General features: G+C 44.6%; 23 protein-coding genes. All 23 read left to right on the forward strand.

Annotation, left to right across the window (positions count from 1 at the left end; all coding sequences use genetic code 11):
* Positions 1-219 precede the first annotated feature (219 nt).
* The 23 genes from ACED42_RS07410 to glmU all read left to right on the forward strand — a co-directional run bounded on the left by ACED42_RS07410 (position 220) and on the right by glmU (position 20,410).
* The gene (locus ACED42_RS07410) at positions 220-969 is read left to right on the forward strand and encodes an amino acid ABC transporter substrate-binding protein (protein WP_029223762.1); all 750 of its coding nucleotides are present in this window, start codon (positions 220-222) and stop codon (positions 967-969) included.
* A 134-nt stretch (positions 970-1,103) separates the two neighbouring features.
* Positions 1,104-1,775 (forward strand): amino acid ABC transporter permease, encoded by a 672-nt coding sequence (locus ACED42_RS07415; RefSeq protein WP_009848134.1) that lies wholly within the window; start codon positions 1,104-1,106, stop codon positions 1,773-1,775.
* Positions 1,772-2,521, forward strand: a complete 750-nt coding sequence (locus ACED42_RS07420; protein WP_135445416.1) for an amino acid ABC transporter ATP-binding protein — start codon at positions 1,772-1,774, stop codon at positions 2,519-2,521. The genes ACED42_RS07415 and ACED42_RS07420 overlap by 4 nt, the downstream gene beginning before the upstream one ends.
* Before the next feature lie 194 nt (positions 2,522-2,715).
* Positions 2,716-2,850 (forward strand): 50S ribosomal protein L34, encoded by a 135-nt coding sequence (rpmH, locus tag ACED42_RS07425; protein ID WP_004735800.1) that lies wholly within the window; start codon positions 2,716-2,718, stop codon positions 2,848-2,850.
* Between the two features lie 45 nt (positions 2,851-2,895).
* Complete coding sequence (gene rnpA, locus ACED42_RS07430) at positions 2,896-3,219, forward strand: ribonuclease P protein component (RefSeq protein WP_029223763.1); 324 nt, start codon at positions 2,896-2,898, stop codon at positions 3,217-3,219.
* Complete coding sequence (gene yidD / locus ACED42_RS07435) at positions 3,186-3,443, forward strand: membrane protein insertion efficiency factor YidD (protein ID WP_004735802.1); 258 nt, start codon at positions 3,186-3,188, stop codon at positions 3,441-3,443. The genes rnpA and yidD overlap by 34 nt, the downstream gene beginning before the upstream one ends.
* Positions 3,444-3,445: 2 nt before the next feature.
* Entirely contained in the window at positions 3,446-5,065 is a 1,620-nt protein-coding gene (gene yidC / locus ACED42_RS07440; protein ID WP_371702029.1) for a membrane protein insertase YidC, read from the forward strand.
* A 129-nt stretch (positions 5,066-5,194) separates the two neighbouring features.
* A complete protein-coding gene (mnmE, locus tag ACED42_RS07445) occupies positions 5,195-6,556 on the forward strand; it encodes a tRNA uridine-5-carboxymethylaminomethyl(34) synthesis GTPase MnmE (protein WP_029225326.1) in 1,362 nt (453 codons plus the stop codon).
* A 50-nt stretch (positions 6,557-6,606) separates the two neighbouring features.
* Positions 6,607-7,041 (forward strand): FMN-binding protein MioC, encoded by a 435-nt coding sequence (gene mioC / locus ACED42_RS07450; RefSeq protein ID WP_029225327.1) that lies wholly within the window; start codon positions 6,607-6,609, stop codon positions 7,039-7,041.
* Between the two features lie 480 nt (positions 7,042-7,521).
* Positions 7,522-9,417: a tRNA uridine-5-carboxymethylaminomethyl(34) synthesis enzyme MnmG gene (gene mnmG, locus ACED42_RS07455; RefSeq protein WP_012605106.1), complete on the forward strand. Its 1,896-nt coding sequence runs from the start codon at positions 7,522-7,524 to the stop codon at positions 9,415-9,417.
* Complete coding sequence (gene rsmG, locus ACED42_RS07460; RefSeq protein WP_009848127.1) at positions 9,417-10,049, forward strand: 16S rRNA (guanine(527)-N(7))-methyltransferase RsmG; 633 nt, start codon at positions 9,417-9,419, stop codon at positions 10,047-10,049. Before mnmG ends, rsmG begins: the two co-directional genes overlap by 1 nt.
* A gap of 14 nt (positions 10,050-10,063) precedes the next feature.
* Positions 10,064-10,837, forward strand: a complete 774-nt coding sequence (locus ACED42_RS07465) for a ParA family protein (RefSeq protein WP_009848126.1) — start codon at positions 10,064-10,066, stop codon at positions 10,835-10,837.
* 23 nt (positions 10,838-10,860) lie between these two features.
* Positions 10,861-11,742 carry a ParB/RepB/Spo0J family partition protein gene (locus ACED42_RS07470; protein WP_012605105.1) on the forward strand — a complete coding sequence of 294 codons (882 nt, stop codon included), beginning with the start codon at positions 10,861-10,863 and terminating at the stop codon, positions 11,740-11,742.
* Positions 11,743-11,934: 192 nt separating this feature from the next.
* On the forward strand, positions 11,935-12,324 hold the full coding sequence (locus ACED42_RS07475) for a F0F1 ATP synthase subunit I (RefSeq protein ID WP_008221392.1): 390 nt from the start codon (positions 11,935-11,937) through the stop codon (positions 12,322-12,324).
* An 8-nt stretch (positions 12,325-12,332) separates the two neighbouring features.
* Positions 12,333-13,130 carry a F0F1 ATP synthase subunit A gene (atpB, locus tag ACED42_RS07480; protein WP_009848124.1) on the forward strand — a complete coding sequence of 266 codons (798 nt, stop codon included), beginning with the start codon at positions 12,333-12,335 and terminating at the stop codon, positions 13,128-13,130.
* Positions 13,131-13,179: 49 nt separating this feature from the next.
* A complete protein-coding gene (atpE, locus tag ACED42_RS07485) occupies positions 13,180-13,437 on the forward strand; it encodes a F0F1 ATP synthase subunit C (RefSeq protein WP_004411110.1) in 258 nt (85 codons plus the stop codon).
* Positions 13,438-13,496: 59 nt separating this feature from the next.
* The gene (gene atpF, locus ACED42_RS07490) at positions 13,497-13,967 is read left to right on the forward strand and encodes a F0F1 ATP synthase subunit B (RefSeq protein ID WP_010433231.1); all 471 of its coding nucleotides are present in this window, start codon (positions 13,497-13,499) and stop codon (positions 13,965-13,967) included.
* Positions 13,968-13,982: 15 nt separating this feature from the next.
* Positions 13,983-14,516, forward strand: coding sequence for a F0F1 ATP synthase subunit delta (gene atpH / locus ACED42_RS07495; RefSeq protein ID WP_009848122.1), 534 nt, complete (start codon positions 13,983-13,985; stop codon positions 14,514-14,516).
* A gap of 13 nt (positions 14,517-14,529) precedes the next feature.
* Positions 14,530-16,071, forward strand: a complete 1,542-nt coding sequence (gene atpA, locus ACED42_RS07500; protein WP_009848121.1) for a F0F1 ATP synthase subunit alpha — start codon at positions 14,530-14,532, stop codon at positions 16,069-16,071.
* A gap of 48 nt (positions 16,072-16,119) precedes the next feature.
* A complete protein-coding gene (atpG, locus tag ACED42_RS07505; protein WP_009848120.1) occupies positions 16,120-16,986 on the forward strand; it encodes a F0F1 ATP synthase subunit gamma in 867 nt (288 codons plus the stop codon).
* A gap of 34 nt (positions 16,987-17,020) precedes the next feature.
* Positions 17,021-18,424, forward strand: a complete 1,404-nt coding sequence (gene atpD / locus ACED42_RS07510) for a F0F1 ATP synthase subunit beta (RefSeq protein ID WP_009848119.1) — start codon at positions 17,021-17,023, stop codon at positions 18,422-18,424.
* Between the two features lie 18 nt (positions 18,425-18,442).
* Positions 18,443-18,865, forward strand: a complete 423-nt coding sequence (locus ACED42_RS07515) for a F0F1 ATP synthase subunit epsilon (protein WP_004735742.1) — start codon at positions 18,443-18,445, stop codon at positions 18,863-18,865.
* Positions 18,866-19,048: 183 nt separating this feature from the next.
* The gene (gene glmU / locus ACED42_RS07520) at positions 19,049-20,410 is read left to right on the forward strand and encodes a bifunctional UDP-N-acetylglucosamine diphosphorylase/glucosamine-1-phosphate N-acetyltransferase GlmU (RefSeq protein WP_029222948.1); all 1,362 of its coding nucleotides are present in this window, start codon (positions 19,049-19,051) and stop codon (positions 20,408-20,410) included.
* Positions 20,411-20,492: the final 82 nt, after the last annotated feature.

Consider the following 20,492-nt stretch of genomic DNA (forward strand, 5'->3'; position numbering starts at 1 on the left):
AATAAGATCCAAGTTATTCACAATAAATTTGTAAATAATCGGTGGATCCACACATCTTGCCCCAAATTTACTCACACAATGATCCACTTATGCCCGGATCCTTGCTAGTTATCCCCAAATCGAGAATGCGATCTGGTTATGGTTAATAACATCTGGTTATTTATTCTATTGAGCATTTTCCCAGTAACATCCAACCCTATAAATATAAGGAGTTACCAAATGAATAACTGGATTAAGGCTGCAATTGCGGCTATCGCACTCTCTGCTGCTACTGTTCAAGCCGCGACTGAAGTTAAAGTCGGCATGTCTGGTCGCTACTTCCCGTTTACGTTCGTTAAACAAGACCAACTACAAGGTTTTGAAGTGGATTTATGGGATGAGATCGGTAAGCGTAACGATTACAAGGTTGAATACGTAACGGCAAACTTCTCTGGTCTGTTTGGTCTTCTTGAAACGGGTCGTATCGATACCATTTCAAACCAAATTACAATGACGGATGCACGTAAAGCGAAATACCTATTCGCAGACCCATACGTAGTAGACGGTGCACAAATTACCGTTCGTAAAGGTAATGACAGCATTAAGGGTATCGAAGACCTTGATGGCAAGACGGTTGCGGTAAACCTAGGTTCAAACTTTGAACAACTGCTTCGCAGCTACGATAAAGATGGCAAGATCAATGTTAAAACCTACGATACAGGTATTGAGCATGATGTCGCTCTTGGTCGTGCCGATGCATTCGTAATGGATCGCCTATCAGCACTAGAGCTTATCAAGAAGACGGGTCTACCATTACAGCTAGCAGGTCAGCCATTCGAAACCATTGAAAACGCTTGGCCTTTCGTGGACAACGACAACGGTAAAAAACTGCAAGCAGAAGTAAACCAAGCATTAGCAGCAATGCGCGCAGATGGTACGCTAGAAAGTATCTCTCAGAAATGGTTTGGTGCGGACATTACTCAGAAGTAATCACTCACTATCTCCATTCGAGGCCCACTGCTTTACACGGCGGTGGGCTTTTTGCTTTTGTGCACTGATTAAAAGCCTGATAGAACAGTATTTCCAAATAGAACAACACTTCCAATATTAATACGAGATAGATTATGGGATTTGACTTTAATTACATGCTAGAGCTGTTGCCAATACTACTGAAGTATTTAGGCACCACGATGGAGATGGCGACTTGGGGCTTGTTCTTTGCTCTGATCCTGTCTCTGATACTGGCGAATATTCGTGTATTCAAAATCCCAGTACTCGACCAACTGAGCCAGCTGTACATTAGCTTCTTTCGAGGCACACCTCTGTTGGTACAGCTTTTCCTCCTTTATTACGGCTTACCACAAGTATTCCCTTGGATGGTTGGGTTGGATGCTTTCAGCGCCGCTGTAATTGGCTTAACCCTGCACTTTGCCGCGTATATGGCAGAAAGTATTCGTGCCGCGATTATCGGTATTGATCGTAGCCAGATGGAAGCCAGCCTCTCAGTCGGTATGACAACCAGTCAAGCGATGCGCCGAGTGATCTTGCCGCAAGCAACCCGCGTAGCACTGCCTTCTTTAATGAACTATTTCATCGACATGATCAAGTCGACTTCACTTGCATTCACCTTAGGTGTCGCCGAAATCATGGCTAAAGCTCAGATGGAAGCTTCTTCAAGTTTCCGCTTCTTCGAGGCTTTCTTAGCAGTCGCGCTGATTTACTGGGGTGTAGTGGTTATCCTCACTCGTATTCAAATTTGGGCCGAAGTGAAACTGAATAAGGCGTATGTACGATGATCAAATTACAAAATATCCACAAGCAGTTTGGTGACACCGAAGTTTTGAAAGGGATCGACCTAGAAATCAAACAAGGTGAGATAATTGTCATCATAGGTTCAAGTGGTACGGGTAAGTCTACCCTGCTGCGTTGTGTGAATTTTCTAGAGCAAGCCGATCAAGGCATTATTTCGATTGATGATATTAAGGTTGATGCTCAGAAACACACCAAAGCAGAGGTGCTTGCACTGCGTCGTAAGACTGGTTTTGTATTCCAAAACTATGCACTATTTGCTCACCAAACCGCGAGACAGAATATAGCTGAAGGTTTGATTACCGTTCGTGGTTGGAAAAAGAAGCAAGCCCATGAAAAAGCACAACAAATACTCGACGACATTGGCTTAGGAGAGAAAGCTGATAGCTACCCAGCCGCGCTCTCTGGTGGCCAGCAGCAACGGGTTGGTATTGGCCGTGCAATGGCTCTACAACCAGAGCTTTTACTGTTTGATGAGCCGACTTCAGCGCTTGATCCTGAATGGGTTGGCGAAGTGCTTAACCTAATGAAAAAACTAGCAAATCAGCATCAAACCATGCTGGTGGTTACTCACGAAATGCAGTTCGCTAGAGAGGTCGCAGACCGAGTGATCTTCATGGCTGATGGCCACATTGTCGAACAGGGATCTCCACAGGATATTTTTGGTAATCCACAGGATCCTAAATTAAAGAAATTCTTAAATAAGGTCGGGATCGACGAAGGATCCTTGTGATTTTAGTTATTCTACGTATAATCCCCCGACCGGAATTTTAGTTAACCCAATCATTGACACTTTTTGTGACAGTGATTACAATTCCGCCTCTTTGTTGAGAGGCGTCGGTTTTCCTTTCTTATATAAAGAAGAGAAAAAATGCCCACGCCGGGTTTAACAAAAACCTAAAACTACTGATCAGTAAGGTAATTACAATGAAACGCACTTTTCAACCTACAGTTCTAAAGCGTAAGCGTACACACGGTTTCCGTGCTCGCATGGCTACTAAGAACGGTCGCGCAACAATCAATGCACGTCGTGCAAAAGGCCGTAAGCGTCTTTCTAAGTAATCTTTGATTATTTTGAATAAGCTAGCCTTCGGTCGGGAGTTACGCTTGTTAACTCCCGAACATTATCAGAATGTCTTCAAGCAAGCTCATCGAGCAGGCTCCCCTCATTTCACCATCATTGCCCGAAATAACTCTCTTTCAAATCCTCGCCTTGGATTAGCCGTTCCGAAAAAGCAGATTAAAACCGCCGTGGGTCGTAATCGATTCAAGCGTCTTACTCGTGAAAGCTTTCGTAACACTCAACACAAACTTCCTAACAAAGATTATGTTGTAATCGCTAAGAAGAGCGCGCAAGATTTAAGCAATGAAGAAATGTTCAAGCTACTCGACAAATTATGGCTTCGCCTGTCTCGCCCTTCGCGTGGATAGCGCTAATACCCATCTATTTTTATAGATGGTTTATTAGTCCACTCATCGGCCCACGCTGCCGATTTACTCCAACCTGCTCTTTATATGCGATAGAAGCGTTGAAAGCTCACGGTTTTGTAAAAGGGTGTTGGTTATCAGGCAAACGTCTATTAAAATGCCATCCTTTGAACGAAGGGGGCTTTGACCCCGTTCCACCAGTCCAAAAACAAGACAGAGATAAATAACGATGGATTCTCAACGTAATATCCTGTTAATCGCATTGGCTTTGGTTTCTTTCCTACTGTTCCAACAATGGAACGTAGCTCAGAACCCAGCTCCACAAGCGGTTGAGCAGGCACAATCTGGCAGCACCCTACCAGCGCCATCTTATGCAGATGATCTAGACCCGGCTCCTGGTCAAGTTGCTTCTGCTAAAACTATCACAGTAACAACTGATGTTCTGACTCTGTCAATTGATACGGTTGGTGGTGATGTCGTTACAGCAAACCTAAACGATTACTCTGCTGAGTTCGATTCTGAAGATACTTTTGTTCTTCTTAAAAACGAGCCTGGTCACCAATTTATCGCTCAAAGCGGTCTAGTGGGTCCTCAAGGTATCGATTTAAGCAGCACTAACCGCCCTAGCTACACGGTTTCAGCAGACAGCTTCACGTTGGCTGAAGGTCAAGATGAACTACGCATCCCAATGACTTACCAAGCAAACGGCCTGGATTACACAAAAACATTCGTCCTTAAGCGCGACAGCTACGCGATTGACGTTGAATACGATGTAGTCAACAACTCTGGCAATAACGCAACATTCGGCATGTACGCTCACCTACGTCAAAACGTTATGGATGACGGTGGTAGCCTAACAATGCCAACTTACCGTGGTGGTGCTTACTCTACGGAAGATACGCGTTACAAAAAATACAGCTTCGACGACATGCAAGATCGCAACCTTTCTCTTAACCTAGCAAACGGTCAAGGTTGGGCAGCGATGATTCAACACTACTTTGCAAGTGCTTGGATTCCACGCGACGAAGCAGGCAGCAACCTTTACACTCGTGTAATTGGTAACCTTGGCGACATCGGTGTTCGCATGCCGAACAAAACCATCGCTACTGGCGACGAAGCAAGCTTCAAAGCAACGCTTTGGGTTGGTCCTAAACTTCAAGACCAAATGGCTGCTGTTGCACCAAACCTAGACCTAGTAGTTGACTACGGTTGGTTATGGTTCATTGCTAAACCACTTCATACTCTGCTTTCATTTATTCAAGGCATCGTTGTGAACTGGGGTCTGGCAATCATCTGTCTAACTTTCATCGTTCGTGGTGCTATGTACCCACTAACGAAAGCTCAGTACACGTCTATGGCGAAAATGCGTATGCTTCAGCCTAAGCTGACTGCAATGCGTGAGCGTATTGGCGACGACCGTCAACGCATGAGTCAAGAAATGATGGAGCTTTACAAGAAAGAGAAAGTAAACCCACTAGGTGGCTGTTTACCTATCCTTCTTCAAATGCCTATCTTCATTTCGCTATACTGGGCACTAATGGAGTCTGTTGAACTGCGTCACTCACCGTTCTTCGGTTGGATTACTGACCTTTCAGCACAAGACCCATACTACATCTTGCCACTTCTGATGGGTGCTTCAATGTTCCTAATCCAGAAGATGAGCCCGACAACTGTAACGGATCCAATGCAGCAGAAGATCATGACCTTTATGCCGGTTATGTTCACATTCTTCTTCCTGTTCTTCCCTTCAGGTCTGGTTCTTTACTGGCTAGTATCGAACATCGTAACTCTAATTCAGCAAACGCTTATCTACCGCGCACTGGAAAAGAAAGGCTTACATTCTAAGTAAGTTCGATAATAGAAAGAGATAAAGAAAGGCGACCAAAAGGTCGCCTTTTTGTTTTTAGCTGATTACAATTCAGCTAATTGATTAATCGTGAATGCCCTCTTTGGCTTTCACATGCTAGCAGGCACACCTATGACTACAGATACGATTGTTGCTCAAGCGACCGCGCCAGGCCGTGGTGGCGTCGGTATTATCCGCGTTTCCGGCCCATTGGCGACTCAGGTTGCCCTAGAAGTAACAGGAAAAACACTTAAGCCTCGCTACGCTGAGTACCTGCCGTTTAAATCTCACGATGGCATCGAACTCGACCAAGGTATCGCGCTTTTCTTCCCTAACCCACATTCGTTTACTGGCGAAGACGTGTTAGAGCTGCAAGGCCACGGCGGTCCGGTGGTGATGGATATGCTAATCAAACGAATCCTCGCGATCTCAGGCGTGCGTGCTGCGCGTCCAGGTGAGTTTTCAGAGCGTGCCTTCTTAAACGACAAGATGGATTTAACTCAAGCCGAAGCGATTGCTGACCTGATTGACGCAAGCTCAGAAGAAGCGGCGAAATCTGCACTACAATCCCTGCAAGGTGAATTCTCAAAGCGTATTAATACACTGGTAGATTCCCTGATTTACCTAAGAATCTACGTTGAAGCGGCTATCGACTTCCCTGAAGAAGAAATTGATTTCCTTGCTGACGGTAAAGTAAGTGCTGACTTACAGGCTATCATGGACAATCTCGAAGCTGTGCGCCAAGAAGCCAATCAAGGTGCCATCATGCGTGAAGGTATGAAAGTCGTGATTGCAGGTCGCCCAAATGCGGGTAAATCGAGCCTATTAAATGCATTGTCAGGCAAAGAATCTGCCATTGTGACTGATATTGCCGGCACTACGCGTGATGTACTGCGTGAACATATCCATATTGATGGCATGCCACTGCATATTATTGATACCGCAGGCCTACGTGAGGCCTCTGATGAAGTAGAAAAGATAGGTATTGAACGTGCTTGGGAAGAAATAGCTCAGGCAGACCGAGTTTTATTTATGGTTGATGGCACAACAACAGACGCAACCGACCCGAAAGATATCTGGCCAGATTTCGTTGATCGTCTACCAGACAACATCGGAATGACAGTAATTCGTAATAAAGCGGATCAAACCAGTGAAGAGTTAGGCATTTGTCATGTTAACGATCCAACCCTGATTCGCTTATCAGCCAAAACAGGCCAAGGTGTCGACGCTCTGCGTAGTCATCTAAAGGATTGTATGGGCTTTGCTGGTGGTCATGAAGGTGGCTTTATGGCACGTCGTCGTCACTTAGATGCCCTAGAACGAGCATCAGAACACCTAGATATCGGCCAACAGCAGCTTGAAGGCTACATGGCGGGTGAGATTTTAGCGGAAGAGCTTCGAATTACTCAGCAGCACCTCAATGAGATCACGGGTGAGTTCAGTTCAGACGATCTTTTAGGTCGCATCTTCTCTTCATTCTGTATTGGTAAATAACCTTAAAAGGCCGGCTCATGCTGGCCTTCTTCTTTAGTAAGGACAGCTTAATGATCCACATTATTACAGGTAGCACCTTAGGTGGTGCAGAGTACGTTGGCGATCACCTTAATGATCTTCTTGAAGAGCAAGGTCATGAAATAACCCTTCATAATCAACCTGAATACGATGATATCCCCCAACAAGGCTTTTGGTTGTTGGTCACTTCAACTCATGGTGCCGGTGAATTTCCAGATAATATTAAGCCGTTTATCGACGCATTGACCCAGCAATCTCCAGATTTAAGCCGGGTTCGCTTTGCTGTAGTGGCGCTTGGAGATTCGAGCTACGATACCTTCTGTTTGGCAGGTAAATCAGTCCACAGCCAACTAAACGAGCTCGGTGCTCAAGCTATTTCTGGCTGTTTTACCATCGATGTTCTTGAAACACCGGTCCCAGAAGATGCTGCAGAGGAATGGTTTAACGATCATAGTGACCAGTTTTAACACCTCAATCTTCTAAAAAGCGGCTTATGCCGCTTTTTTTGTCTCTGAAAATCGTGATTGTGAATAACTTTTTTGAAAATAAATCGAAATACATGTCCTTTTTTTCAATTTTCTCTGTGGATAAGATCATACATATACGGTGATCAACCTATAGTTATCCAAATAACAACTTTCTAGGTAATTTCTCCTTGTGTATAAGTAGCCATTTTGATCCCAGCTAATCCTCATTGTGATCAAAGTTAGATCACACCCTTTGATCCAAAAAAGATCCATGATCTTGTTGATCATTTTCTACTTATCCACAGACACCCTCGATCCTAATAATAGATCTAATAAAAGATCTCTCTAAAGATCTTATCTATATTAATTAAAAACAGCTTTTTCGAAAAATTCCAAAAACGTTTTCTCAAGCTATGAAAACAGGTAGAATATCGCTCCTTTTTATCAATCTAGAAACGTTTGAGTACCTGAGGTCGGTTCATGCTTTATCACGAAAAATTTGACGTCATCGTTGTTGGTGGTGGCCATGCAGGAACGGAAGCCGCACTCGCATCTGCACGTACTGGTCAAAGTACGTTATTACTAACTCATAATATCGATACGTTGGGACAGATGTCTTGTAACCCAGCCATTGGTGGGATCGGTAAGGGCCACTTGGTAAAAGAGGTCGATGCTATGGGTGGATTAATGGCGCAAGCTATTGATCATGCAGGTATTCAGTTCAGAACATTAAACGCATCAAAAGGCCCTGCGGTACGTGCAACTCGTGCACAAGCTGACCGCGCACTTTACAAAGCCTTTGTCCGTAATGTTCTTGAAAACACACCAAACCTAACTCTGTTCCAACAGTCGGTTGATGACTTGATCGTTGAACAAGATCAAGTGGTGGGTGTGGTTACACAAATGGGCCTCAAATTCCGCGCTAATGCTGTGGTCTTAACGGTAGGCACATTCCTAGGCGGTAAGATTCATATTGGTATGGAAAGTTCATCGGGTGGACGTGCTGGTGATCCACCATCGATCGCGCTCGCTGACCGTCTTCGTGATCTTCCATTTCGTGTTGATCGCCTGAAAACGGGTACACCTCCTCGCATCGATGCACGCAGCGTTGATTTTTCTGAGCTTGAGGTTCAACACGGCGATAATCCGACTCCGGTTTTCTCATTCATGGGTAACCGAGCTCAGCAGCCGCGTCAGATTCCATGTTACATCACACACACTAACGAAAATACGCATGACGTTATTCGTGCCAATCTCGATCGCAGCCCGATGTACGCAGGTGTGATTGAAGGTATTGGCCCTCGTTACTGTCCGTCGATTGAAGATAAAGTGATGCGCTTTGCTGATAAAAACAGTCACCAAATTTTCATTGAGCCTGAAGGCCTAACGACGCACGAGTTATACCCGAATGGTATTTCAACCAGTTTGCCGTTTGATGTTCAGGTAAAAATCGTTCACTCAATGAAAGGTTTTGAGAACGCACACATCGTCCGTCCTGGCTACGCGATTGAGTACGACTTCTTTGACCCTCGCGATCTTAAACTGACTTACGAGACCAAGTTTATTAAGGGTCTGTTCTTTGCGGGGCAAATCAATGGCACCACCGGCTACGAAGAAGCTGCAGCACAAGGCTTAATGGCCGGTTTGAATGCGAGTTTGTTTACGCAAGGCAAAGAGGGCTGGAGCCCACGCCGCGATCAAGCTTACATGGGTGTACTTATCGATGACTTGTCGACGATGGGTACTAAAGAACCGTACCGAATGTTTACATCTCGCGCGGAGTACCGCTTGTTGCTTCGTGAAGACAACGCTGATATCCGTTTGACTGAAAAGTCACGTGAACTTGGCTTGGTCGACGATGCTCGTTGGACGCGATTCAACGAGAAGATGGAAAACATGGAGAAAGAGCGTCAACGTCTTAAAGAAACATGGATTAATCCAAAATCTGAAGATATTGATCAATTGAACCAGATCCTGAAAACACCAATGTCTCGTGAAGCGAGTGGTGAAGATCTTCTTCGTCGTCCTGAAATGACTTATTCACAGCTAACGTCGTTGGATCGTTTTGGTCCTGCACTGGAAGATCAACAAGCGTCTGAGCAAGTTGAGATCCAAGTGAAGTACGATGGCTATATCCAACGTCAACAAGATGAAATTGAAAAATCACTGCGTCATGAAAACACCAAACTGCCGGCTGACATCGATTACAGTAAGGTAAAAGGGCTTTCTAACGAAGTGGTTCTTAAACTAACTACCGCTAAACCAGACTCAATTGGTATTGCATCGCGAATCTCAGGTATCACACCTGCTGCAATTTCAATTCTGTTGGTTTACTTGAAAAAACACGGCCTGTTGAAAAAAGGTGAGGAAGCATAATGAGCGCATTACGCGAAAAACTGGATCACCTGATTGGCCAGACTGAACTTGAAGTATCTGAAAAGCAACGCAGCCAATTGGTTGGCTACGTTGAGTTACTAAACAAGTGGAACAAAGCATACAATCTGACGTCAGTTCGTGATCCGCAAGAAATGATGGTGAAACATATCTTAGATAGCATCATTGTTAGCACTCACTTACAAGGCAAGCGCTTTATTGACGTTGGCACAGGCCCTGGTCTTCCTGGGATTCCGCTCTCAATCATGAATCCTGACTGCGAGTTTTACTTGCTAGACAGCTTGGGTAAGCGTATTCGTTTTATCAAGCAAGTGATTCATGAGCTGGGTATCGACAACGTGGTGCCGATTCAAAGTCGCGTTGAAGAATTTCAACCAGAAGAAAAGTTTGATGCCGTGCTCAGTCGCGCATTTGCATCAATGACAGACATGGTAGAGTGGTGTCATCATTTACCTAAAGAGCAATCCGGTGTATTTTTGGCTCTTAAGGGACAACATCCTAGAGACGAAATCGACCTGTTACCTGAATGGTGTTCAGTGACAGACATTAAAGCTTTGCAAGTGCCAGAGCTTGATGGAGAGCGTCATCTAGTTACTTTATCGCGTCAGGGATAATCAGCGAGGCCATAGTGGGTAAAATCGTAGCAATTGCCAACCAGAAGGGTGGCGTAGGAAAAACAACAACTTGCATTAACTTAGCAGCATCAATGGCGGCAACAAAGCGCAAGATATTGGTTGTTGACCTCGATCCTCAAGGTAATGCCACGATGGCGAGCGGTGTTGACAAGTATCAGGTTGAAGCAACTGCTTACGATTTGCTAGTTGAAGACACCCCATTTGATGAGGTAGTTTGCCGAAGTACATCTGGCAATTATGACCTTATCGCCGCAAATGGTGATGTTACAGCGGCAGAAATCAAATTGATGGAAGTGTTTGCTCGTGAAGTTCGCCTAAAGAACGCGTTGGCATCCATTCGTAATAACTATGATTTCATCTTTATCGATTGCCCACCGTCATTAAATCTTCTTACAATTAATGCGATGGCTGCGGCCGATTCCGTATTGGTTCCTATGCAATGTGAATACTTTGCTCTGGAAGGTTTGACTGCGTTGATGGATACCATTAGCAAGCTCGCTGCGGTGGTCAATGAGAATCTGAAGATTGAAGGTCTTCTGCGTACTATGTACGACCCTCGTAACCGCTTATCGAACGAAGTATCTGATCAACTCAAAAAGCACTTCGGTAGCAAAGTCTATCGAACTGTGATCCCTAGAAATGTGCGTCTGGCAGAAGCGCCGAGTCATGGCAAGCCAGCAATGTACTACGACAAATATTCTGCAGGAGCTAAGGCATATCTTGCTCTTGCTGGCGAAATGTTACGTCGTGAAGAAGTCCCAGTATAGGTCCAACCAAAGGAATTCGCTCAATGTCTAAGCGTGGTTTAGGAAAGGGGCTAGATGCATTGCTTGCAACTAGCTCATTAGCTCGTGAAAAGCAGCAAGTTGCTTCTTATAGTCAGGCGTTGTCGGCTGATGGTGAGCTTATCGAATTGGCTGTTGGTTGCTTAAAGCCAGGTGTATATCAACCGCGTAAGGATATTGCGCCGGAAGCGCTAGAAGAGCTGGCAGCATCAATCCAATCTCAAGGTATTATTCAGCCAATCGTTGTACGCCCCTTAGCACACGACCAGTTTGAGATTATTGCTGGCGAACGTCGTTGGAGAGCTGCTCGTCAAGCTGGCCTTAAGCAAGTGCCATGTCTAATTAAGAGAGTCGAAGACAAGGCCGCGATTGCGATGGCGTTGATCGAGAACATTCAGCGTGAAGACTTGAATGCTATAGAAGAAGCACAAGCGTTAGAGCGCTTGCAGAACGAATTTGAGCTGACACATCAACAAGTTGCTGAAGTGATCGGTAAATCGAGAGCAACGGTTAGTAACTTATTACGTCTAAATCAGCTCGAAAATGAAGTAAAAGGTTTAGTTTCCAACAAACACCTGGAAATGGGGCATGCTAGAGCATTGCTTGCGCTCGAAGGCGATACCCAGGTTGAGGCAGCAAACACTGCGGCAACCAAAAAAATGACCGTGCGTCAAACTGAGCAGCTTGTTAAAAAGTGCTTAAAGCCAGACGTTGAATCAGAATCGAAGCAAGAAGACACTGAAGCTATCGAACTTTCACGAAGACTCACGGAAAAATTGCAAGCAAACGTTTCAGTTACTCGTTCTGTTAGTGGGAAGTCAAAAGTGACAATTACTCTTGATGAGCCTCACAAATTAGATCAACTTATTGCTAAATTAGAGTACTAAGTGAGATAATTGATTTAGGTCAATTATGTAATGAACAAGTGATTTCGTACAAAAGTTGTCGGTTTGTATACAAAAATGTAAATGATTGCTGCATTCTTATTGCAATCAATTTGGCTGAACGTATAATTTTCGCCAATTTATCAGCACGCTTTTAAGCGAGTATCAAAGTAGGCTTAAAAGAGGAACGAATACATGGTAGCGGCGTTAGCAAGACCAGGACGAGTGCTTGCAAAGCAAATGTTATTGATCGAGCTTAGCGCGGTTATATTAGTGGCGATAGGGTTAGGTTTAGCTGTTAATCCTGATTGGGGTTTTGCTGCATTAATCGGTGGCGGTATTTTTGTCATCGCGAATGTAGTTTTTTGTGTGTGTGCTTTTCTATTTTGTGGAGCTCGCGCAACTAAGTTAGTTGCGGCGTCGTTCTATGCAGGTGAAGCGCTCAAAATCTTAATCACAGTTCTACTATTCTCTATCGTCTACATGTATATGCAGGTGGAATTAATTCCCCTCAAACTGACCTATTTACTGGTTCTAGGTATTAATATCTTTGCGCCAGTGCTTTTCATTAACAATAAAAAATAGGATGAGTTATGGCTGCGCCAACAGCATCCGGATACATTGAACACCATTTACAAAACCTTTCTTTAGCTAAGTTTGGTCTTGTAGAGGAGACAAGTTTCTGGAACGTACATATAGACAGTCTGTTTTTTTCGGTGTTGACAGGGATGTTATTCCTTTGGGTTTTTCGCTCAGTCGCTAAGAAAGCAACAGTAGGTGTACCTGGTAAGCTTCAGTGTTTTGTTGAAATGGTAGTGGAATTCGTTGGTGACAACGTTAAAGAAACTTTCCATGGCCGCAACCCTCTGATTGCCCCACTAGCACTGACTATATTCTGCTGGATTATCATTATGAACTTGATGGACTTAGTGCCTATCGATTTCTTACCATATCCTGCAGAGCATTGGCTAGGTATCCCTTACTTGAAAGTGGTTCCTACAGCTGATGTTAATATAACAATGGCAATGGCTTTAGGTGTTTTTGCTCTGATGATCTACTACAGCATCAAAGTGAAAGGTCTAGGCGGATTTGCTAAAGAATTGGCACTGCATCCATTTAATCACCCAATCATGATTCCATTTAACTTGGTACTTGAGGTAATTTCGTTATTAGCGAAGCCACTATCTCTAGGTATGCGTTTATTTGGTAATATGTTTGCGGGTGAGGTGGTGTTTATTCTTATCGCGGCAATGCTACCGTGGTACTTACAATGGGTAGGTGCACTACCTTGGGCTATCTTCCATATCTTGGTTATTTTGATTCAAGCGTTTGTTTTCATGATGTTGACAATCGTTTACTTATCAATGGCTCATGAAGATAGTGATCACTAAAAAATTTTTAAGCTTTATTCTAACTATTAATGTTAATCGGAGAACGTAAATGGAAACTGTACTAAGTTTTTCAGCAATCGCTGTTGCTATCATTGTTGGTCTTTGTGCCGTAGGTACTGCAATTGGTTTTGCTATTCTTGGTGGTAAATTCCTAGAAGGCGCTGCGCGTCAACCTGAAATGGCTCCAATGCTACAAGTTAAGATGTTCATCATCGCTGGTCTATTGGATGCTGTTCCAATGATCGGTATCGTAATCGCACTACTATTCACGTTTGCTAACCCATTTGTTGGTCAACTAGCAGGCTAATTAACTTCTAAATAGTTAATTAAATTTTTGTAGTTGATTCTTAACGAGGGGTAGCTGTTGTGAATATGAACGCAACTCTGCTAGGTCAAGCAATTGCTTTTTCACTGTTTGTTTGGTTCTGCATGAAATATGTATGGCCACCAATCATGCAAGCAATTGAAGAACGTCAGAAAAAAATTGCTGACGGTCTGGTAGCCGCTGAACGCGCTGCTAAAGACTTGAACCTGGCACAAGCCAACGCTTCTGAGCAAATGAAAGAAGCAAAGCGCACTGCAACTGAGGTTATTGATCAGGCAAACAAACGTAAAGCTCAAATTATTGATGAAGCACGCGAAGAGGCTCAGGCAGAACGCCAGAAGATCTTAGCGCAAGCTGAAGCAGAAATTGAAGCAGAGCGTACACGTGCCCGTGATGACCTGCGCAAACAAGTCGCAACTCTGGCTATAGCTGGTGCTGAGAAAATCCTTGAACGTACAATCGATAAAGATGTACACGATGATCTTCTTAACAACATTACTGCAAAACTTTAAAGCAAGGGGCTGTATATGTCTGATTTGACTACAATCGCACGCCCCTATGCTAAAGCAGCGTTTGACTTTGCGGTAGATAAAGGTGAGCTAGACCAATGGGGTCAAATGCTTACTTTTGCTGCCGAAGTGGCACAAAATGATGATGTTCACAATTTATTAAGCGGTTCTATGACTGCTGAAAAATTAGCTGAAGTATTCATTGTAATTTGTGGCGAACAATTTGATGAATTCGGTCAGAACTTAATTAAAGTGATGGCAGAGAATGGCCGCTTAATGGCTTTTCCTGATGTTTGTAAAGAGTTCTTTATACTCAAAAAAGAGTATGAGAAAGAGATCGACGTTGAAGTAACTTCAGCGGTAGAACTTTCTGAAGAGCAACGTGCAGAGATTAGCAGCAAATTGGAACAGCGCTTAGCGCGCAAAGTTCAGCTGAATTGCAGTATAGATGAGACTCTACTTAGTGGAGTTATTATTCGAGCCGGAGACCTAGTCATCGATAACTCAGCGCGCAGTCGTTTAGACCGCCTGAGCGATGCATTGCAGTCTTAATGGGGATTGGAGCATGCAACTTAATTCCACTGAAATTAGCGATCTAATTAAACAACGTATTGAATCTTTCGACGTTGTTAGTGAAGCTCGCAATGAAGGTACTATCGTTTCTGTAAGCGATGGCATCCTTAGCATCCACGGCCTAGCGGACGTGATGCAAGGTGAAATGATCGAACTACCGGGTGGCCGTTACGCGCTAGCACTAAACTTGAACCGTGATTCGGTTGGTGCTGTTGTAATGGGCCCGTATGCTGACCTACAGGAAGGCATGAAAGTTACAGGTACTGGTCGTATTCTAGAAGTACCAGTAGGTCCTGAAATGCTTGGTCGTGTTGTAAACACACTAGGTGAGCCAATTGATGGTAAAGGTCCAATCGAAGCTAAATTGACTTCGCCTGTAGAAATTATCGCACCAGGTGTAATCGACCGTAAATCGGTAGATCAACCTGTTCAAACTGGTTACAAGTCTGTTGACTCAATGATCCCTATCGGTCGTGGTCAACGTGAACTAGTAATCGGTGACCGTCAGACTGGTAAAACAGCAATGGCGATCGATGCGATTATTAACCAAAAAGATTCTGGTATTTTCTCTATCTATGTAGCTATCGGCCAAAAAGCGTCGACTATTGCTAACGTAGTTCGCAAACTAGAAGAGCACGGCGCACTAGCAAACACTGTTGTTGTTGTTGCATCGGCTTCTGAATCTGCAGCGCTGCAATACCTTGCACCGTATGCTGGTTGTGCGATGGGCGAATACTTCCGTGATCGCGGTGAAGATGCACTGATTGTTTATGATGATCTATCTAAGCAAGCTGTCGCTTACCGTCAAATCTCGCTACTACTTAAGCGTCCACCAGGTCGTGAAGCGTTCCCAGGTGATGTTTTCTACCTTCACTCTCGTCTACTAGAGCGTGCAGCTCGTGTAAGCGAAGCATACGTAGAAAAATTCACTAACGGCGAAGTGACAGGCAAGACTGGTTCTTTAACAGCTCTTCCTATCATCGAAACGCAAGCTGGTGACGTATCTGCATTCGTACCAACGAACGTAATCTCGATTACTGATGGTCAGATCTTCCTACAAACTGAGCTATTCAACGCGGGCGTACGTCCAGCTGTTGACCCAGGTATCTCAGTTTCTCGTGTAGGTGGTTCGGCGCAGACTAAAATCATCAAGAAGCTATCTGGCGGTATCCGTACTGCTCTAGCTCAATACCGTGAACTTGCAGCATTTGCTCAGTTCTCTTCGGATCTTGATGAAGCGACTAAGAAGCAGCTAGACCACGGTCAAAAAGTTACAGAACTGATGAAGCAGAAGCAATACGCTCCTATGTCTGTATTTGACCAAGCTCTAGTAATCTTCGCTGCAGAGCGTGGATACCTTCAAGACGTTGAACTTTCTAAAGTTCTAGACTTTGAAGCTGCTTTACTGTCGTTTGCTCGTGGTCAATACGCTGATCTAGTAACACAGATCGACGCAACGGGTGCTTTCAACAAAGAAATCGAAGCTGAGCTGAAGAAGCTTGTTGACGATTTCAAGGCAACCCAGACCTGGTAATTGGTAGGTGGTCTTAGGGCCACCTCATACCATTAACGGAGAGTAACGATGGCCGGCGCAAAAGAGATACGTAATAAAATCGGTAGTGTTAAAAGCACACAGAAGATTACGAAAGCAATGGAAATGGTAGCAGCTTCAAAAATGCGTCGTTCTCAAGACGCAATGGAAGCTACTCGTCCATATGCAGAAACAATGCGTAAAGTGATCGGTCATTTGGCTAATGGTAGCCTCGAGTATAAGCATCCTTATCTTGAGGAACGTGAAGCCAAACGTGTTGGTTACATCATCGTTTCTACAGACCGTGGTCTTTGTGGTGGTTTGAACATTAACTTGTTCAAGAAAGCCATGAACGACATGAAAGATTGGTCTGAGAAAGGTGCTGATGTTGAGCTTGCAATTGTAGGCTCTAAAGCAACAGCATTTTTCAACAACAGCGGCGCGAAAGTAGCAGCTCAAGTTTCTGGTCTGGGCGATCGTCCAAGCCTTGAAGACTTGATTGGCTCTGTGAGCGTTATGCTGAAGAAATATGATGAAGGCGAACTAGATCGCCTGTTCGTAGTGTTCAACAAGTTTGAAAACACTATGGTTCAAGAACCAACGATCGATCAATTACTTCCTTTGCCTAAATCAGACAGCGAAGAAATGAAACGCAGTCATTCTTGGGACTACATTTATGAGCCCGAGCCAAAGCCACTACTAGATGCACTATTGGTTCGCTATGTCGAATCTCAAGTGTACCAAGGTGTGGTCGAGAACCTTGCTTGTGAGCAAGCGGCTCGAATGATTGCAATGAAATCAGCAACAGATAATGCTGGTGACATTATTGATGACTTAGAACTTGTGTATAACAAAGCCCGTCAATCGGCGATTACACAAGAACTTTCTGAGATCGTTTCAGGCGCAGCTGCGGTTTAAGCTTAGGTAAAACTAAATAGTTAGAGGATTAACGATGGCTACAGGTAAGATCGTACAGATCATCGGTGCGGTAGTCGACGTAGAGTTCCCACAGGGCGAAGTACCTCGTGTATACGATGCTCTGAATGTTAATGAAGTGAAAGAGCGTCTAGTTCTTGAAGTTCAGCAACAACTTGGCGGTGGCGTAGTTCGCGCAATCGTAATGGGTAGCTCTGATGGTTTACGTCGTGGTTTGACAGTTGAAAATACTGGCGCTCCAATCTCAGTACCAGTAGGTACTAAGACATTGGGTCGTATCATGAATGTCCTAGGTGACGCGATTGATGAGTGTGGCGAGATTGGTGCTGAAGAGCATTACGCCATTCACCGTGAAGCTCCAAGCTACGAAGAGCAGTCTAACGAGACAGCTCTTCTAGAAACTGGTGTTAAAGTAATCGACTTGATTTGTCCATTCGCTAAGGGTGGTAAAATCGGTCTATTCGGTGGTGCTGGTGTAGGTAAGACCGTTAACATGATGGAACTTATCAACAACATCGCACTTCAACACTCAGGCCTATCTGTATTTGCAGGTGTAGGTGAGCGTACTCGTGAAGGTAACGATTTCTACTTTGAGATGCAGGAAGCAGGTGTTGTAAACATCGAAAAACCTGAAGAATCAAAAGTAGCGATGGTTTACGGCCAGATGAACGAGCCACCAGGTAACCGTCTACGTGTTGCACTGACTGGTCTAACAATGGCAGAGCGTTTCCGTGACGAAGGTCGTGACGTTCTACTGTTCGTTGATAACATCTACCGTTACACACTAGCAGGTACTGAAGTATCAGCACTTCTAGGTCGTATGCCTTCTGCGGTAGGTTACCAACCTACACTAGCTGAAGAAATGGGTGTTCTACAAGAGCGTATCACGTCAACTAAAGCTGGTTCTATCACGTCTGTACAGGCGGTATACGTACCTGCGGATGACTTGACTGACCCGTCTCCAGCAACAACGTTCGCTCACTTGGATGCAACGGTTGTACTTAACCGTAACATCGCATCTATGGGTCTATACCCAGCGATCGACCCGCTAGATTCTACTTCACGTCAACTGGATCCATTGGTAGTTGGACAAGAACACTACGACATCGCTCGTGGCGTTCAGTCTACTCTTCAGCGCTATAAAGAGCTGAAAGATATCATTGCTATCCTAGGTATGGACGAGCTATCTGAAGAAGATAAGCAAGTTGTATCTCGTGCTCGTAAGATTGAGAAGTTCCTAACTCAGCCTTACCACGTAGCGGAAGTATTTACAGGTGACCCAGGCGTTTACGTACCTCTTAAAGAGACTCTACGTGGCTTCCAAGGTCTTCTATCTGGTGAATACGATGACATTCCAGAGCAAGCGTTCATGTACTGTGGTGCAATTGACGAAGCTATCGAGAATGCTAAGAAGCTATAAGGCTAACTAGGAGGCGATATGGCAGCAATAACCTTTCACCTAGACGTTGTAAGTGCCGAGAAACAAATTTTCTCTGGTCTTGTTGAGACGTTTCAGGTGACCGGTAGTGAGGGTGAGCTTGGTATTTTCCATGGTCACACTCCACTGCTGACCGCTATCAAGCCTGGTATGGTGCGTATTGTTAAGCAGCACGGCCACGAAGAAATTATTTATGTTTCTGGTGGTATGGTAGAAGTTCAGCCTGGTACAGCGACTGTACTGGCTGATACAGCTATCCGTGGTGAAGAGCTAGACGCAGCAAAGGCGGAAGAAGCTAAACGCAAGGCTGTGGAGAATATCCAAAATCAGCATGGCGACATAGACTTCGCACAAGCGGCCGGTGAACTGGCTAAAGCCATTGCTCAGTTACGAGTTATCGAACTGACAAAACAGCGTCGTTAATCTTTTTTAAGATTATAGACTCTGAGATAAAGGCGACCTAAGGGTCGCCTTTTTGCATTTTTAGGTTCTGAAAAATGCATCTTTTAAGCATCACTACTGGTTAAATGGTTATTGTGATTTAATTTTTCGGCCAAAAACGGTTACAATATCGGCTTAATAAAAATACTGTTGGATAGGTTTACAATGAAGTTTAGCGCAGTGATTCTCGCGGCGGGCAAAGGCACTCGCATGTATTCAAACACACCAAAGGTTCTGCACACGCTTGCGGGTAAGCCAATGGTGAAGCATGTTATCGATACATGTAATGGTTTAGGCGCTCAAAATATCAACCTGGTTTACGGCCACGGTGGTGATCAGATGAAGGCTACTCTAGCTGAAGAGTCTGTAAATTGGGCACTGCAAGCTGAGCAGTTGGGTACTGGCCACGCTGTGGATCAGGCATCTGCACATTTCGCTGATGATGAAAAAGTACTAGTGCTATACGGTGATGTTCCGCTTATCTCGCCAGAAACCATTGAAAACCTATTAGACGCTCAACCAAACGGTGGTATCGCATTACTAACGGTCGTGTTAGACAACCCGATGGGCTACGGTCGTATCATTCGTCGCAATGGCCCGGTTGTCGCTATCGTTGAGCAAAAAGATGCAACCGATGAGCAGAAGCTTATCAAAGAGATTAACACTGGTGTTATGGTGGCTACTGGTGGCGATCTGAAGCGTTGGTTGTCTGGCCTAAGCAACGATAACGCACAGGGTGAATACTACCTGACTGACGTTATTGCAGCGGCTCACGATGAAGGTCGTGCGGTTGAGGCTGTACATCCAGTAAGCCCCATTGAAGTTGAAGGCGTGAACGACCGCTCACAACTGGCTCGTCTAGAGCGCGCTTACCAAGCTGAACAAGCAGACAAGCTATTGAAGCAAGGCGTAATGTTACGTGACCCAAGCCGCTTTGACCTACGTGGTGAGCTTCAATGTGGTATGGATGTTGAGATTGATACCAACGTAATCATTGAAGGCAGCGTAAGCATTGGTGATAACGTGGTTATCGGCACTGGTTGTGTACTTAAAGACTGTGAGATTGATGACAACACTATCGTTCGCCCATACAGCGTAATCGAAGGTGCGACAATTGGTGAAGACTGTACGGTTGGTCCTTTCACTCGCTTACGTCCAGGAGCTGACATGCGTAACAATTCGCATGTAGGTAACTTTGTTGAAGTGAAGAACACTCGTCTTGGTGAGGGTTCTAAAGCGAATCACCTTACTTACCTAGGTGATGCTGAGATCGGTCAACGTGTAAATGTGGGTGCGGGTGCTATCACTTGTAACTACGATGGCGCGAACAAGTTTAAGACCATCATTGGCGATGACGTATTTGTTGGCTCAGACAGCCAATTAATCGCACCTGTTACTATTGGCAACGGCGCAACTGTCGGTGCGGGCTCTACAGTAACGCGCGATGTTTCTGAAAATGAGCTAGTTATCAGCCGTGCGAAAGAGCGCAAGATTGCCAACTGGCAGCGTCCGACTAAGAAAAAGTAGTCTCAACTATAAATCAGATGACTGCGATAGAGCTAATAGCACTGCTATTGGTTTTTCTTAGATATCTAGATATAAAAAAAGA

The organism is Vibrio sp. FF145 (assembly GCF_041439075.1).
Taxonomy (GTDB): domain Bacteria; phylum Pseudomonadota; class Gammaproteobacteria; order Enterobacterales; family Vibrionaceae; genus Vibrio; species Vibrio tasmaniensis_A.